This is a genomic window from Thalassolituus marinus (genome assembly GCF_020320395.1).
Lineage (GTDB): Bacteria > Pseudomonadota > Gammaproteobacteria > Pseudomonadales > Oceanobacteraceae > Venatoribacter > Venatoribacter marinus.
The window spans coordinates 1-16,249 of the sequence record NZ_JAEDAH010000104.1; the positions used below are offsets into that span (position 1 = coordinate 1).

Sequence of the window (16,249 nt, forward strand, 5' to 3'; positions counted from 1 at the left end):
GTTCCCCTGGGAGGCAGCAGGCATTGCGGATTTAAAAGTCGTTTATAGAAAACCGATATCTTTAAAACTGTGGGACAGCAGTGGAGCATCAGCTCCGTTTTTTTATTGCACTACAGGACGTTCCATATACACCGCATCTGTGCCATAACTATCACAGATGCGCGCCGTCTCATCTTCGATAAATCCCTGACGCCGCCAGAAAGAATCCGCCCCCTGCACTGCTACCAGACTGATCTTCTTTACGCCCATGGACTTCGCTGACGTCAGCACCGCGTTAAATAATTTAAGCCCCAGTCCTTTGCCCTGCGCACGCTGATCTACTGCAAGGTCGTGCAGATACAAAGTATCAGCACTGGAGTGCGAACTGACATCATCGATAACCTCAGACAGCGAAGGTGGATTACGGCCCGCCCAGCGGTGCGCCAGTACGTAGGCCTCAATAGCACCCTGCTCCGACACACTGACGAAGCAGCTTTGTGGAGTAATTGAGCGTTTGCAACGCAGAACTTCAAGAGGTTCAGGTGTTACTTCGGAGTAGGCACTCTCCTGCACCGACATAATGCCGGACCAATGATCATCAATAATGCGCGAAACAGACACAATACCCTGCAGCAGACTGAAAAATGGCCGGCAATACTAGCACACCCTTATTCAGCCGCTGTTGTTGTTTGGTATCTTCAGGCAGCAACCTGGGTTTTAAGGGCTTGTCTGAGCAGCATCTGACTGCTCTGGGCTTGCTGCGGGAACTGACTGCGGCCAAGTTTCCAGCGAATGCCACGAATACCCCGGTCAGTGGCATGCGTGCGCACCAGCGCGAGTAATGCTGAGTCTTCCATTTCATGCTCGTCGCGCACAACAAACGCAAAGGTTGAGTGAGAATAGCGCCCGACATAAGCATTCTCTGGCGCAATGGAACGAATGATATCGCCAAGCTGTTTCATCATATGCTGTTGCGCCCAGCCAGTCTGCTCACTGTTCAGCTCACGCGCATTGGATACCTCAAGCATCAGCACAGTAAATGGACTCGCCACCCCCGGTCCGCCGACCAGTGACTCCAGCATAAAGCGTTCAATCCCCGAGCGATTAGGCAGACCTGTCGATTCATCAATAAAAGCTTTGGTTTACACCCACTCTTCTTCCTGACGCATGCGCTTTTCTTCGACCAGACGCTCAGTTACATCGGCATACACTGTGAGCATGGCAATTAGACTGAAAACAACGGTAACCAGAACCACCGGAATGCCCAGTGCCATGCCTGACAACTCATTGTCCATTGCAGGCATAGACCCGGCCGGTACCACGACAGCTTCCATTCCGGAGTAACGCATACCACACACCGCAGCACCCATAACCAATGCAGCTGCGATCTGCAACCATGCCGCACGACGTCCACGTACCGTTTGAATAAATCGGCAGATCGCTAACGCTGCCGCCGACGCTCCAACTGCGATGGCGATGGATACTGAAAACCACAGTGGATCATAGCTGACTGCAGGCGTCATCTTCATCGCTGCCATGCCCAGATAGTGCATCAGACCGATACCTCCGCCCATCACCAGGCTACCAGAGGCCAGCGTGAGCACACCCACCGCCTGATGGCTGATCAGATACAATGCCAGTCCGGATGACAGCACAGCGGCGATGGCAGAAATAACCGTCATCGTCAGGTCATAACTCATTGGCATGCCCATTTTATAGGCGCCCATACCGGTAAAGTGCATGCTCCAGATACCCATGCCCATGGATATCGCGCCAAGTAACAGCCAGACTCGGCGTTTACTGCCAGAAACGCGGGTTAACTGAGTGCCGAAATACAGCGCACAATAAGAGGCCAGAATCGCAATCAGGTAAGAGACGCCTACCAGGGTCAGGTCGTAACCAGCATTCATATCCACATCAAAAGTAGTTGATTAATTTACTCAGGTATCATGACGTAACAAGCCATATCGGAGAATGTGACCTTACATAACTTATCGATTTAGTCAGGTATTTTGCGTCGATCTGAACAAAGTCTGATCAATTCGTGGAATAACGGCGGCGCAAAAACATTCGCAGAACGGATGCCCGAGAGCAGACAAGCCACCAGGAAAGAAAGAATAACGAGAGGAACAAAGCGTAAATTGGTCGGGATGAGAGGATTCGAACCTCCGACATCCAACACCCCATGCTGGCGCGCTACCAGGCTGCGCTACATCCCGACAAAGACTTCAGACGCGCGTCTGAACGAAGCTGAGTATACCTAAGACACTGAAAAGATAAAGATTTTCAGTCGCGACCATCAGGGCCCAGAAGATCGGCAAGCTCTTTCAGTTCGTTGATCATATTCTTGATCAGCGCCTGATCCATCGCTACCGCATTGGAGTCGCCTTCTTCCGACAGGCGTTGTCGGGCTCCACCAATGGTGTAGCCCTCGTGATAAAGCAATGCACGGATTTCACGCACCAGGATCACATCCTGACGCTGATAATAACGGCGATTACCACGGCGCTTGACCGGGCTGAGCTGAGGAAACTCCTGCTCCCAGTAGCGCAGAACGTGCGGCTTAACATCGCACAGCTCACTCACCTCACCAATGGTGAAGTAGCGCTTGGCTGGAATAGGAGGAAGCTCGTTATTGTGGCTGGGTTCCAGCATAAGCTTCCACACGCACCTTGAGTTTCTGTCCTGGCTTGAACGTCACAACCCGGCGGGCAGAGATGGGAATCTCTTCACCGGTTTTCGGATTGCGACCTGGTCTCTGGCGCTTATCACGCAGATCAAAGTTGCCGAAACCCGACAACTTCACCTGCTCATTGCGACTCAGGCTATCGCGAATCTCATCAAAAAAGAGATCCACCATATCTTTCGCCTCGCGCTTATTCAGACCAAGATCTTCAAACAGTTTTTCTGCCAGTTCAGCTTTGGTCAAAGCGGACATGCTAACCCCTTAGCGTTGCTCCCAGGCTATCTTCAAGATGAGCCAGTACTGATGATACAGAATCGTTCACTTCTTCATCAGTCAATGTGCGGGAAGGATGCTGCCAGGTCAACCCCAATGCGAGACTTTTTCTATCAGGATCAATGCCTTTGCCGACATACACATCAAACAGGTTGAGCTTTATCAGGTACTCCCCTGCTTTTGCACGAATTCCTGAAAGAACCGCATCAACCGGTACATCCTGAGCAACAACCAGAGCCAGATCACGACGCATTTCCGGGAACTTGGAGATGTCTTCATACGATGGCACGGCGATATCACGAATGGCTTCCAGATCCAGTTCGGCAACGAACAGTGCCTGTTTTACGCCAACTTTCTTCTGTGTCGCAGGATGCAGCGCACCAATCCAACCTATTGGCTGGCCGTTTTTCAGAATACGAGCGCTCTGTCCTGGGTGCAGTGCCGGATGCTGAGCAACCTCAAAGCGATAGGCAGAGGCGTCACCACCACGAGCCAGCAATGCTTCTACATCGCCTTTCAGGTCGAAGAAGTCGACCGGAGCTTCCTGTTCACTCCAGCTCTGAGTCAGACGATTACCACAAACCAGCATCGCCAGGGTCGGGATCTGCTTCAGGCCATCAGCCTCAGGTACAAAACGCAGGCCGGTCTCGAACAGGCGCACACGTGGCTGCTGACGCTTGAGGTTGTAGCTGGCTGCTGACACCAGACCAGTGAGCAGCGTGGTACGCATCACGCTCATTTCCGCCGAAATCGGATTGAGCAACGCCAGTGCTTCGCGCTCCGGGTCGAGGGCTTTCTGCAATTCTGGTTCTACGAAGCTGTAGGTAATAGCTTCCTGGAAACCACGAGCAATCATCTGACGACGCAAGTCGCGGATGGCCATGCGGGATTCCGGCGCTTTTGCCAGCGGTGTTGCTGCCGCAGGAGTACGTACTGGCAGACGGTTATAACCGTAAATACGCGCCAGTTCTTCGATCAGATCGGCTTCGATCGCCATATCGAAACGGTAAGACGGTGCAGTCACTGCCCAACCTTCTTCGCTGGCTTCGGTGTTCATACCAAGGCGAACCAGAATATCGGTCACTTCGTCGTCGGCCATGGTCAGGCTCAGTACCTGCTCAATGCGCTTACGACGCAGAGTGATATCTGCTGCTTTTGGCAGGTCCGCTTCGGAAGCGACTTCAGTCACTGGGCCTGGCTGACCGCCACAGATGTCGAGTACCAGTTGAGTGGCACGTTCCATCGCGGTACGGGCAATGTTGTAGTCCACGCCGCGCTCGAAGCGATGCGAAGAATCGGTGTGCAGACCGTAGTTACGGGCACGACCAGCAATAGAGATAGGGTTAAAGAACGCAGCTTCCAGCAGCAGATCCTGAGTTTCTTCGTTCACGCCTGAGTGTTCGCCACCCATGACACCGGCCATAGCCAGTGGTTTAGCGTGATCGGCAATCACCAGCGTGTCGGCAGTCAGTTCAACTTCCTGACCGTCGAGCAGAGTGAGCTTCTCGCCCTGCTCTGCCATGCGAACGCGGATACCACCTTCAATGCGGTTCAGGTCGAACGCGTGCATTGGCTGGCCCAGTTCGAGCAGTACGAAGTTGGTGATATCAACCACCGGGTCGATGGAGCGGATACCGCTACGACGCAGTTTCTCTACCATCCACAGCGGCGTTTCGGCCTTAACGTTAACGCCCTTAACAACACGGCCCAGGTAACGAGGACACGCATCAGATGCTGATACTTCGATGCTGGCAACGTCGTCGATGGCTGGAGCAACAGGAGCAAACTCTGGAGCCGTGACAGCAGTACGGCTCAGTACGCCGACTTCACGGGCCAGGCCTGCGATGCTCAAACAGTCTGCGCGGTTAGGCGTCAGATCCACTTCAATCACAGTGTCGTCGAGGTTCAGGTATTCGCGAAAGTCCATGCCGACAGTCGCGGAGTCAGGCAGCTCCATCAGGCCGTCAGAGCTTTCTGCCATACCGAGTTCAGCTTCGGCACACAGCATGCCGAATGACTCGACACCACGCAGCTTGGCTTTTTTGATTTTGAAATCACCCGGAAGCACCGCACCAATTTTGGCGAACGGAATCTTCAGGCCTTCACGTACATTGGCCGCGCCACATACGATCTGGAATGTTTCGGTGCCGTCAGTCACCTGACACAGACTCAGTTTGTCGGCATCCGGGTGCTGTTCGCGGGTAACCACCTGACCCACAACAATACCTGAGAACTTACCGGCAACCGCTTCGGCGCCATCGACTTCGAGGCCGGCCAGGGTCAGCTGATCGACCAGTTCCTGAGTATCAATCTCAGGGTTTACCCATTCGCGTAACCACTGTTCGCTGAATTTCATTTCTTATATCCCCTGAATTACTTGAACTGCTGCAGGAAGCGCAGGTCGTTTTCGAAGAACAGACGCAGGTCATTTACGCCGTAGCGGAGCATCGCCAGACGCTCAACGCCCATACCGAAGGCGAAGCCTGTGTATTCTTCAGGGTCAATGTTTACGTGCTTGAACACTTCCGGGTGAACCATGCCGCAACCGCCGACTTCGAGCCAACGACGCTTGGTGCCCTCTGGAGTTTCAATCACCCATTCAATGTCGATCTCGGCAGATGGCTCAGTGAACGGGAAGTAAGATGGACGCAGACGGATCACCAGATCACGCTCGAAGAACACACTCAGGAACTCCTGAATAGTGCCCTTCAGATCGGCGAAGCTGATGCCTTTATCAACCAGCAGGCCTTCAACCTGGTGGAACATTGGCGAGTGAGTCTGATCGTAGTCGCAACGGTATACGCGACCCGGACAGATAATGCGGATCGGCGGTTGCTGTGACTCCATGGTACGCACCTGTACCGGCGAGGTATGGGTACGCAGCAGCGTCGACGCATCAAAGTAAAAGGTATCGTGCATCGCACGCGCTGGGTGGTGCGATGGAATGTTCAGAGCTTCAAAGTTGTGGAAGTCGTCTTCCACTTCCGGGCCTTCAGCAACCTGATAACCCGCATTGGCGAAGAAACCTTCAATGCGCTCAAGTGTGCGGGTAACCGGGTGCAGGCTGCCTTCCTGAACGCCACGACCAGGCAGAGTCACGTCGACAGTTTCAGAAGCCAGCTTGGCATTCAGTGCTTCTGTCTCGAGGGCCGTTTTGCGCTCGTTCAGTGCATTCTGAACCTGATCACGGGCCTCGTTGATGACGGCACCGATTTTCGGGCGGTCTTCCGGCGCGACGTTACCAAGATTTTTCATCAGGGCTGAGATTTCACCCTTTTTACCCAGATACTGAACACGTACCTGATCCAGTGCGGCAATATCGCCTGCTGCGGCGACTGCGGCCAACGCCTGTTGCGTCAGGGCCTCTAAGTTTTCCATCGTTTATGATCCTGAAAGGTCATCTTTTGAATTAGCTCTTACCGCAACGGCTTCATACACAACCAGCGGTAGAAAGGCGCTCTGGTAAGAACTAACGGCTCTAATATAAATCGGCAAAAAAATAGGGGAGGTCTTTCAAAGAAAGCCACTCCCCTATCCTCGATCAGACACTAGCGTATCTGATCAGCGCTGTATTCCCCTCAGGGAATCAGTGAATTACAGGCTGGTCTTGGCTTTTTCAACCAGAGCCGCAAATGCTGCCTTTTCATTCACTGCCAGATCAGCCAGAACCTTACGGTCGATTTCAACAGCGGCTTTTTTCAGGCCGTTGATGAACTTGCTGTAAGACAGACCGTTCTGACGTGCACCGGCGTTGATACGCGCGATCCACAGCTGACGGAACTGACGCTTACGCTGACGACGGTCACGGTATGCGTACTGACCAGCTTTGATCACAGCCTGTTTAGCTACACGGAATACACGGCTACGAGCACCGTAGTAACCTTTAGCCTGCTTCAGAATTTTTTTGTGACGACGACGAGCGATCACACCACGTTTTACACGAGCCATAATTTATCTCCTGAACAGTACCAATTAAAGGTTAGGCAGCATGCGTACTACCAGCTTCACATCTGAGGCATTGAGCTGAGTCATGCCGCGCAGATGACGCTTACGCTTGGTGCTTTTCTTAGTCAGGATGTGGCTACGGAAAGCTTTGCGGTGTTTAAAGCCGTTCGCAGTCTTCTTGAAGCGCTTAGCTGCGCCGCTCTTAGTTTTGATTTTAGGCATTTTGTTACTCCAAAAGTTAATGGCGCGTACAGAAACTAAGACCCTGTACAACACCTGCCGCTTCAAACAGAAGCTTAATGCTCCTGTAGTGCCTGGCAGAACGTATAAACCCCGGACCAGGTCCGGGGTCTGGGCGTCCGTTTGAAAGCCAGACTACTTCTTCTTGGAAGGGGCGATTACCATCACCATCTGACGACCTTCCAGTTTTGGACGCTGTTCAACGCTGCCGAGTTCTTCAAGATCTTTCTCGACACGCATCATCAGTTCCATACCAATGTTCTGGTGCGCCATTTCACGGCCACGGAAGCGAAGAGAAATCTTCGCCTTGTCGCCCGCTTCCAGGAAACGTTTCAGATTACGCAATTTAATCTGATAGTCCCCTTCCTCAGTGCCCGGACGGAATTTGATTTCCTTAATCTGGACCTGATGTTGTCTTTTCTTGGCTTCGGCCTTTTGCTTTTTCTCTTCGTAAAGCTTCTTACCGAAGTCCATCACCTTACAGACGATTGGATCGCCGTCTGAAATCTGTACCAGATCCAGCTCAGCTTCGGCTGCCGCTTCAAGTGCCTCTTCCAACGAGACGACGCCAATCTGGCTGCCGTCTGCGCCAATCAAACGAACTTCGCTTGCACGAATGTTATCGTTGATAGCGGCTCGGTTGTCTGGGCGGCCGCCTTTTCTGTTATCGCGTCTGATGATCAGTTCTCCATTCCAAACCGGCCGCGCTGTGCGATGGCGCCTTCAAGCAGTTCTTCGAAGGCTTCTACGCTCATAGTCCCCAGGTCTTCACCTTTACGGGTACGCACTGCGACGGTGTTTGTTTCTACTTCTTTATCCCCTACCACCAACTGGAAGGGTACCTTGTGCAAAGTGTGCTCGCGGATTTTAAAGCCGATCTTCTCGTTTCTCAAGTCCGCCTCTGCCCTGAAGCCCTTAGATTTCAGGCTTTTGGCAAGATTTTCGCAATACTCGGCCTGATTGTCGGTAATATTCAGTACAGAAACCTGCTGTGGAGCCAACCATGGCGGCATCGCACCCGCATAGTGTTCAATCAGAATACCGACAAAACGTTCGAAAGAACCCAGAATCGCACGGTGCAGCATCACTGGTGTTTTACGCTCGCCATCTTCATCGACAAACTGTGCACCAAGGCGCCCTGGCAGCATGAAGTCCAGCTGCAGCGTACCGCACTGCCACACACGATTCAGACAGTCACGCAGTGAGAACTCGATCTTAGGGCCGTAGAATGCACCTTCACCCGGCTGCAGATCCCAATCCAGGCCTGCTTCATTCAACGCGTCTTCCAGTGCCGCTTCTGCCAGATCCCATTGAGAGTCATCACCGATACGACCTTCCGGACGAGTCGACAGCTTCATTTCAACCGCGTCAAAGCCGAAATCTTTGTATACATCCAGCGTCAGCTTGATGAAATCCGAGGCTTCCTTACGAATCTGCTTCTCAGTAACGAAAATGTGCGCGTCATCCTGAGTAAAACCACGCACACGCATAATGCCGTGCAGTGCACCTGATGGCTCGTTACGGTGACAGGAGCCGAACTCCGCCAGACGCATTGGCAGGTCACGGTAGCTCTTCAGCCCCTGATTGAACACCTGAATATGACACGGGCAGTTCATTGGCTTAACAGCATAGTGGCGTTTTTCAGACTCAGTGGTGAACATCGCATCGGCGTAATGTTCCCAGTGGCCTGATTTCTCCCACAGAGTACGGTCAACCACCTGCGGAGTCTTGATCTCCAGGTAGCCAGCATCGCGCTGCACCTTACGCATGTACTGTTCCAGCACCTGATACATGGTCCAGCCATTCGGATGCCAGAACACCATACCCGGCGCTTCTTCCTGCAGGTGGAACAGATCCAGCTGCTTAGCCAGTTTACGGTGGTCACGCTTTTCCGCTTCTTCGATGCGTGTGATGTAAGCTTTCAGGTCTTTCTTGTCGTTCCAGGCAGTACCATAGATACGCTGCAACTGTTTGTTCTGCGAATCACCGCGCCAGTAGGCGCCCGACACACGCTGCAACTTAAATACGCGCATCACGCGGGTGTTCGGTACGTGCGGACCGATACACATATCGGTGTATTCTTCGTGGTGATACAAGCCGACTTCGGTTTCGCCCTTCTCAATCAGACCATCAACCAGTTCGACTTTGTAATCTTCCTGACGATCAACGAAAACGCGACGCGCTTCTTTAATAGGCGTCATCTTCTTGATGACGTCGTAATCTTTCTTGATCAGTTCTTTGATACGCGTTTCGATCGCCGTAACGTCTTCCGGAGTGAAAGGACGCTCATAGTCGATGTCGTAATAGAAGCCGTCCTCAATCACCGGACCAATCGCCATCTTCGCAGTCGGGTACAGCTGTTTAACGGCATGACCGACCAGGTGAGCAAAGGAGTGACGGATTACTTCCAGACCTTCCTGATCACGACCGGTGATCAGAGAAACTTCGGCGTCTTCCGTAATGATTTCACAGGCATCAACCAGCTTGCCATTGATACGACCGCAAACCGTCGCTTTCGCCAGACCAGGGCCGATATCTTCAGCGACCTGCATCAGGGTTACGGGTTGGTCGAATTCGCGCTTGGAACCATCAGGAAGGGTAATAACAGGCATATCAGATCCTTGTCAGTGGTGGCCCCCACGACAGGCCACATGAATTTAAAAGAGGACGTACTCTACAGACCCTCGCGGTGACTGTAAACCTCTGTACTGCCGCTGTTTTTCTGCTCGCGCAGCCAGCGCGCAGGCGGCAGACCAGTTACTTTACGGAAGGCTCTATTAAATGCACTCTGCTCGGAATAACCCAGCAGTAAGGCAATTTCGCTCTGCGTTAAGCGCCCTTCCAGCAAGTATTCCCTGGCCAGCTGCATACGCACGCTGGTGAGTACATCGGCAAAGCGCAGGCCTATCGTACTCAGGCGACGAAACAGCGTCCGTACCGACATGCACAGATACGACGCAACAACATCAGCCTCCGGCTGACCCTGCTGTATGGACGCCAGCAGCGCCTGACGCAAACGAACAGTGAACGGATCTTCCTGCGGCAAAACCGACACCAGCGCCTGCGCTTGCTGTTCAAGCAAGGAATGCAGCCCTGAATCATGGGTGCTGACCGGCAGGTTCAGTTGCCAGGGCTGCAGATAAACAGCCGTACGTGCCTGAGCGAAACTCACAGGACAACCAAGATCAGCGACCAAAGCATCCGCTTCAACCGGTTGCGCAAAGGTAAAGTGCACTTCCGCCGGAGCCAGCAAGGGGTTAGTTACCATACGGCGCACGAAAGCTATTAATCCCACCAGCAGCACTTCATCCGACAGTCTTGATGATGGACCAAAATCCGTGGTCCAGCTCAGACACACCAGGCCGCGCTCAAAGCTGGCTTCCGCCCGATCACCATCGTGCAGCAAACGCTGATAGCGCTGAAAGCCCTGCAAAGCGTCGGCAAGGGTGCGCGAAGACAACAACAGATGTCCCAGCACGCCGACATACTCGGGGCCAACTAACCGCCCCAACTCAACCGCCACAGCCTCCTCCGGATAGCGGTCATCAAGCGCCTGCAACAGATCCCACCACTGGCGAAAACTGATACGCGAATTCGGTTGAAACGACTGCAGGTAGCGATACAGCTCATTATCGGTATCCGCCCGATCTTCCATAAAGCGTCGCGCCAACCCGGCAAGGTCGCCACTCACCTGCAGATTCGCCAGCAATCCCATTGATCATCTCCATCTGAATGGCAGTTATTGTCAAAATGATGGCAGATATTGTCAATCAGAACCACAACTGCAGGCGTAGCCTGTATGTAATCCAAACGATCAGAATAATAACGAAGGAGATCACCATGCAGGACGTCATTCACGCTCTGTTCTTTATTGCCGCCTTCGGCGCACTGTTTATCGGCATTATGGTTGCCGAAAACCTGTATGCACGCTCTAAGGGACGAACCATTTATCGTATGAAGGAAACCATTGCCAATCTTGCAACCGGTGCTTCCTACAAAATCGTCGACGGCATCGCTATCGCCCTGTTTATCCAGACCTTCTATCTGTGGGTATACGACTATGGCTTCCAATGGAATCCGGAACTGTCCTGGTGGAGCGTGCTGGCCCTGATCCTGTTTATTGATCTGTGCTTTTTCATTGCACACATTCTGATGCACAAGGTGCGCTGGTTCTGGAACGTGCATGTAACGCATCATTCTTCAGAGCACATGAACTTCTCCACTGCCCTGCGTCAGAATTTCACCTTCGCCTTATCCGGCACCTGGTTAGTTTGGTGGATTCCGGCCGCCATCGTCGGTTTTGATAAAGACTGGGTATTAATCGCGATCGAAGGCAATCTGGTGTATCAGTTCTTCCTGCATACCGAACAGGTTGGGCGTCTGGGCTGGCTGGAGAAAATCTTTAACACGCCATCCCATCATCGCGTACACCACGGCAGCAACCCTGAACAGATTGACCGTAATTTCGGCGGCATATTTATTTTCTGGGACTATCTGGCCGGTACTTTCACCGATGAAAAAGATGCAGGGGTTATTAAGTACGGCGTCAGCCGCATGCCAGAGCAGCCGTTTAACCCATGGCACCTGCAGGTACACGACTGGATCGCGATGTTCCGGGACGTATGGCGCTACAAAGACCTGCGCATCATGGTGAAACACCCGGATTGGGTACTGGAAAAATACGGGGATCAGATGGCCCAGCAGAATCTAAATCGCCAGGCCGAGCAGAGCTGACCAGCGTCAGCCCTGCGCCAGGAAAAATCAGATGTTGGCCAGCATGCCCTGGCCAACTTTGCGAGCCGTTTCCGGACCCATTAATTTGCCCACCAGCACCAGAGCAAAACGCAACGCCGTTGCTGGCCCGCGACTGGTAATCACCTGACCATCGACGATAACGTCCTGGGTCATACAGAAACCTGCCGACTCAAGTAATTCCGCCTCAAAGCCCGGATAACAGGTCGCCTGCTTACCATCCAGCAAGTCATGCTTAGCCAGAACAATTGCCGGTGCCGCACAGATAGCGGCGATAACACCGTCTTTTTCCTGTTGCTGCTTCAGCAAGCGGGTGAAGGTTTCACTGGCCGCAATATGTTCCGAACCAGGCATGCCGCCGGGTGAAATAACGGCATCCCAGGACTCGCCGGTACATTCGTCAATTAACGCATCAGCTACGATCCGGGTACCGTGTGCACAGGTTACCTGAGCCGTTGGCATCACCGACGCCAGGGTGACGTCCACTCCACCACGACGCAGAGTATCGACGATGGTCACGGTTTCAATATCTTCACTGCCATCGGCAATGGCTACCAGGGCTTTGGCCATGTTGTTTTCCTCAGTGTCATTATTGCGGCAAGTTTGCCACCTGCCCGACACGGAAAAAAGCGTCAGCTGGCTTTTTCCAATACGACCTCCCGACATCGGGCCGCCACAGCCACCATAGCCTCAAGTGCCGGAACCACCTCTTCCCAGCGCCGGGTTTTCAGACCGCAATCCGGGTTTACCCATAAATCCTCCGCCCTGACCAGCGCCAGTGAGCGTAGCAGGATATCTTCCATCGCCTCAGCTGAAGGCACATTCGGACTATGAATATCGTAAACACCAGGACCAATACCGTTGGCATAGGGTGTCTGCGCCAGTGTCTTCAGCAGTCCTGATGCTGAACGCGCGGTTTCCAGCGTGATCACATCGGCATCCATCGCTTCAATAGCAGGAAGAATGTCGTCAAAATCGGCATAGCACATGTGCGTATGAATCTGAGTACTATCCGCCACACCACTGACGCAATAACGGAAACTGTTTACCGCCCAGTTCAGATAGGCCTGATGCTCTGCACGTCGCAGTGGCAAAGCTTCCCGCAGTGCCGGCTCGTCGACCTGAATAACAGAAATGCCGCTGGCCTCTAACTCACTGACCTCATCACGCAAGACAGCAGCGAGCTGATAAGCGGTCGCGGACCAGGGCTGATCATCACGCACAAATGACCATTTCAGAATCGTTACCGGGCCAGTCAGCATGCCTTTCACCGGGCGTTCAGTCAGCGACTGCGCGTAGCGACTCCACGCAACGGTCATGCTGTTCGGACGTTCAATATCGCCATAAATAACCGGTGGTTTAACACAGCGGGAGCCATAGCTCTGTACCCAGCCATTGGCCGTTGATGCAATCCCCTGCAGTTGCTCGCCGAAGTATTCCACCATGTCGTTGCGTTCGGCTTCACCATGAACCAGTACATCCAGACCGATCTGCTCCTGCACGCGAATACAACGGGCAATTTCGCTCGCCAGCCCGGCACCGTACTCCTCCGGCGTCACCCTGCCATTGCGATAGTCGCGGCGCAGCGTACGAATCTCCTGAGTTTGCGGAAACGAACCGATGGTTGTCGTTGGTAGCAGTGGCAAACGTAACACCTCCTGCTGCAGCTTTAAGCGCTCACGATACGGCGTATTTCGCCCCCAGGTGACAGCCGCTGCCTCTGTTGCCCGCTGCTTTGCCTGCTGACGATTAACCGCCGTCGACTGACGACGATGTTGAATGAGCGCTGCCTGTTCGCGCCAGCGAGCGGACGCGACAACCTCCCCATCGGCCAGGGCATTGCGCAGCAGAGCACATTCATCCAGTTTCTGAATGGCGAAGGCCAGCCACTGCTGCACCCCATCAGTTAATACAGGCTCAGTGCTGGCATCGACCGGCACGTGCAGCAACGAGCACGAAGGCGCAAGCCACAAACGCTGGTCCAACTGCTGAGCCAGCGGTTTAAGAACGGCAAGACAGGCATCCAGATCGGAGCGCCAGATATTGCGCCCATCAACAACACCAAGCGAAAGAACCTTATACGGGCCAAGCAAATCCAGTGCGCGTGACAACTGCCCTGCGCCACTGACCAGATCCAGATGCACACCATCCACCGGCAAGCTGAATGCCAGACTCAGATTTTCATTGAGGTCGCCGAAATAGGTGGCCAGCAATACGCTCAAACCGCTCTTACGCAGCGCGAAATAAGCTGGCTCGAAAGCAAAGCGCCAGGCCTCTGGTAAATCGAGAGCAAGCACCGGCTCATCCAGCTGCACCCAATCCACACCTTCCTGACTGAGTTGTTCGAACAACTCGCTGTAGAGCGGCAGCAGACGCGGCAACAGATCCAGGCGATCACTACCATCCACACTGCGTCCGAGGTAGAGGTAGGTCAACGGCCCCGGCAGCACAACTTTAAGACGCTTACCGGTTTTTCGCGCCGCACGCACTTCTTCCAGCAGCAACTCTGGTTGTAAGTGGAACTCGTCTGCAGCGCTGCATTCCGGTACCAGGTAGTGATAATTGGTATCGAACCACTTGGTCATTTCACCGGCAGCAACACCACAGCCACACTGACTGCGTCCGCGACCCGCCAGAAACAGCTGATCATAAACCGGCAGCGAAGAATCCACCCGTTGTGGCAGATGGCCGAACAGGTAACTCGCGTTCAGCATATGATCGTAGAGGGCAAAGTCACCGACCGTAAGTAAATCTGCACCATGGTCGATTTGCTGCTGCCAGTTATCAACACGCACCTGAGCAGCGGTATCCAGCAACTCATCGAGTGACGAATCGCCACGCCAGTAGGATTCCAGCGCCCACTTCAGCTGTCGCTGAGCGCCAATACGAGGAAAACCAAGAATATGAAAATAACTCACCGTAAATACTCATCATTTGAAATCAGCTCACATACTGACAGCTCTCAAAGATGAATAAAAACGATGTTTTTTAATATTAGATTGAGAATTTCTAATGAATGTCAGCCGGAGACGGACGCAGCACGACACTGAGATTCGTCTGCCACCTTCTGAATCGTCAATAACACCTGACCAACCTCGACACCCCACTTGATCATACGGGTCTCATTTACCAGCAGGTTTTCCGTCACCAGAAACATACGGTCATCCATGGTCAGCGCAATGGTATCGTCACCCGTGGCGTATTCCAGCTGGTAGCGCATGGCGATTTCATTACCGGAGAAGTTCATTGGCACCGCTTCAGGTACATCGGTTGCCGATGCCATATACCCGCCATTCTGCCGTTTAATCGTCCAGACCCGGGTTTCCGTCACCACCGAATCTCCCGGCTCATCAACGAAGTAGAAAACCTCGTCCAGTGTACCAACGCCGGCATCGGTCCATGATGCCCTGATCAGTGCATTGAACTGACGTATCTGATCGCCGGTATAGTCGCGAACAACCCCATCAGCGCACAACACTCCATCGAAAAAGCGCTCGGGTTCGAGTGCCGGCGTCCTGCCAGCCGACTGGCGGATATCCGCCGCAGAGCATCCCAACAGAATCACCGAACTTACGCACAGCAACAGACTACGCATAACCCACCATTTACTTATACAAAACCTATACAAACAAATATCACGCCTGACAGAGTGGATCAACTGTGTATTGCCGGATTTCAAACTGGCGGTAAACTGAAGCCTTTATTTTTACAGTGAATAAGCCTCATGCCTCGTCTGGAAGTGTTTTCTCAGGATCACATGAAACTCGCCTATGGCATTTACCTGTTCACCAGCAAACATCCGCTGGTACGGAAGTTAAAGCGCATTGCCCAACCCAGCGTGCATGGCCACAAAACCTGGTCGTCGAGCTATCTGATCATGGACTACCTGACAGAACAGCCGTTGCCGGAAGGCTCAAGGGTGCTAGAACTGGGCTGTGGCTGGGGACCAGCGTCCGTTTACTGCGCCAGCCAGCAAAAGGCCAGAGTTACCGGGCTTGATGTGGACGACAGCGTCTTCCCTTACCTCGACATGATGGCGGCGGCCAACGACTGCAAGGTCAAGGCGCTGCACGCGTCCTTTAACGATATGAAAGTCGCACAACTGGAAAAGTTCGACTGCATCATCGGTGCCGATATCTGCTTCTGGGAATCACTGACGGATGATCTGTTTCGTTTATTCAAGCGCGCGAAAAAAGCCGGGGTGAAAAAAATCATTCTGGCTGACCCGGGCCGCTCAACCTATGAAGAGTTATTGCAGCGCTGTGAAAAAACCTGGCCAGGTGCGTTCTCCCACAACTACTGGTACGCTCTCGAGCCCAAACGCTTCGAAGGCCAGCTGATGGTATTGAACTTCCAGTAATTACTGTGCTGAAT

General features: G+C 53.2%; 17 protein-coding genes and 1 tRNA gene. 2 read left to right on the top strand and 16 right to left on the bottom strand.

Annotated features, from left to right (window positions below):
- Positions 1–102: 102 nt before the first annotated feature.
- From I9W95_RS17040 to I9W95_RS17100, 13 genes are all read right to left on the bottom strand, one after another.
- Positions 103–600: a GNAT family N-acetyltransferase gene (locus I9W95_RS17040; RefSeq protein WP_225677083.1), complete on the bottom strand. Its 498-nt coding sequence runs from the start codon at positions 598–600 to the stop codon at positions 103–105.
- Between the two features lie 77 nt (positions 601–677).
- On the bottom strand, positions 678–1,109 hold the full coding sequence (locus tag I9W95_RS17045) for a diguanylate cyclase domain-containing protein (protein WP_225677186.1): 432 nt from the start codon (positions 1,107–1,109) through the stop codon (positions 678–680).
- Positions 1,110–1,121: 12 nt separating this feature from the next.
- On the bottom strand, positions 1,122–1,889 hold the full coding sequence (locus tag I9W95_RS17050) for an MHYT domain-containing protein (protein ID WP_225677085.1): 768 nt from the start codon (positions 1,887–1,889) through the stop codon (positions 1,122–1,124).
- Between the two features lie 232 nt (positions 1,890–2,121).
- Positions 2,122–2,198 (bottom strand) — tRNA-Pro (locus I9W95_RS17055).
- Between the two features lie 67 nt (positions 2,199–2,265).
- Positions 2,266–2,634, bottom strand: a complete 369-nt coding sequence (locus I9W95_RS17060; protein WP_225677087.1) for a MerR family transcriptional regulator — start codon at positions 2,632–2,634, stop codon at positions 2,266–2,268.
- A complete protein-coding gene (ihfA, locus tag I9W95_RS17065; RefSeq protein ID WP_225677089.1) occupies positions 2,612–2,917 on the bottom strand; it encodes an integration host factor subunit alpha in 306 nt (101 codons plus the stop codon). The genes I9W95_RS17060 and ihfA overlap by 23 nt, the downstream gene beginning before the upstream one ends.
- Before the next feature lies 1 nt (position 2,918).
- Complete coding sequence (gene pheT, locus I9W95_RS17070; protein WP_225677091.1) at positions 2,919–5,294, bottom strand: phenylalanine--tRNA ligase subunit beta; 2,376 nt, start codon at positions 5,292–5,294, stop codon at positions 2,919–2,921.
- A gap of 17 nt (positions 5,295–5,311) precedes the next feature.
- Positions 5,312–6,316, bottom strand: a complete 1,005-nt coding sequence (pheS, locus tag I9W95_RS17075) for a phenylalanine--tRNA ligase subunit alpha (RefSeq protein ID WP_225677093.1) — start codon at positions 6,314–6,316, stop codon at positions 5,312–5,314.
- 216 nt (positions 6,317–6,532) lie between these two features.
- Positions 6,533–6,886: a 50S ribosomal protein L20 gene (gene rplT, locus I9W95_RS17080; RefSeq protein ID WP_225677095.1), complete on the bottom strand. Its 354-nt coding sequence runs from the start codon at positions 6,884–6,886 to the stop codon at positions 6,533–6,535.
- A gap of 24 nt (positions 6,887–6,910) precedes the next feature.
- On the bottom strand, positions 6,911–7,105 hold the full coding sequence (gene rpmI / locus I9W95_RS17085; protein WP_225677097.1) for a 50S ribosomal protein L35: 195 nt from the start codon (positions 7,103–7,105) through the stop codon (positions 6,911–6,913).
- 153 nt (positions 7,106–7,258) lie between these two features.
- Positions 7,259–7,807 carry a translation initiation factor IF-3 gene (gene infC, locus I9W95_RS17090; protein WP_263866259.1) on the bottom strand — a complete coding sequence of 183 codons (549 nt, stop codon included), beginning with the start codon at positions 7,805–7,807 and terminating at the stop codon, positions 7,259–7,261.
- A complete protein-coding gene (thrS, locus tag I9W95_RS17095; RefSeq protein ID WP_225677099.1) occupies positions 7,804–9,735 on the bottom strand; it encodes a threonine--tRNA ligase in 1,932 nt (643 codons plus the stop codon). The genes infC and thrS overlap by 4 nt, the downstream gene beginning before the upstream one ends.
- Before the next feature lie 62 nt (positions 9,736–9,797).
- Positions 9,798–10,838, bottom strand: coding sequence for an AraC family transcriptional regulator (locus I9W95_RS17100; RefSeq protein ID WP_225677101.1), 1,041 nt, complete (start codon positions 10,836–10,838; stop codon positions 9,798–9,800).
- 125 nt (positions 10,839–10,963) lie between these two features.
- Here I9W95_RS17100 and I9W95_RS17105 point away from each other — a divergent pair, with 125 nt between their 5' ends.
- Positions 10,964–11,857 carry a sterol desaturase family protein gene (locus I9W95_RS17105; RefSeq protein WP_225677103.1) on the top strand — a complete coding sequence of 298 codons (894 nt, stop codon included), beginning with the start codon at positions 10,964–10,966 and terminating at the stop codon, positions 11,855–11,857.
- A gap of 27 nt (positions 11,858–11,884) precedes the next feature.
- Here I9W95_RS17105 and I9W95_RS17110 read toward each other — a convergent pair whose 3' ends face one another.
- From I9W95_RS17110 to I9W95_RS17120, 3 genes are all read right to left on the bottom strand, one after another.
- The gene (locus tag I9W95_RS17110; protein WP_225677105.1) at positions 11,885–12,445 is read right to left on the bottom strand and encodes a DJ-1 family glyoxalase III; all 561 of its coding nucleotides are present in this window, start codon (positions 12,443–12,445) and stop codon (positions 11,885–11,887) included.
- 62 nt (positions 12,446–12,507) lie between these two features.
- Positions 12,508–14,793: a 5-methyltetrahydropteroyltriglutamate--homocysteine S-methyltransferase gene (metE, locus tag I9W95_RS17115; protein ID WP_225677107.1), complete on the bottom strand. Its 2,286-nt coding sequence runs from the start codon at positions 14,791–14,793 to the stop codon at positions 12,508–12,510.
- 101 nt (positions 14,794–14,894) lie between these two features.
- Complete coding sequence (locus tag I9W95_RS17120) at positions 14,895–15,470, bottom strand: DUF3833 family protein (RefSeq protein ID WP_225677109.1); 576 nt, start codon at positions 15,468–15,470, stop codon at positions 14,895–14,897.
- A gap of 129 nt (positions 15,471–15,599) precedes the next feature.
- Between I9W95_RS17120 and I9W95_RS17125 the strand changes: the two genes are divergently transcribed.
- Positions 15,600–16,235, top strand: a complete 636-nt coding sequence (locus I9W95_RS17125) for a class I SAM-dependent methyltransferase (protein ID WP_225677111.1) — start codon at positions 15,600–15,602, stop codon at positions 16,233–16,235.
- The last annotated feature ends 14 nt before the right edge of the window (positions 16,236–16,249 follow it).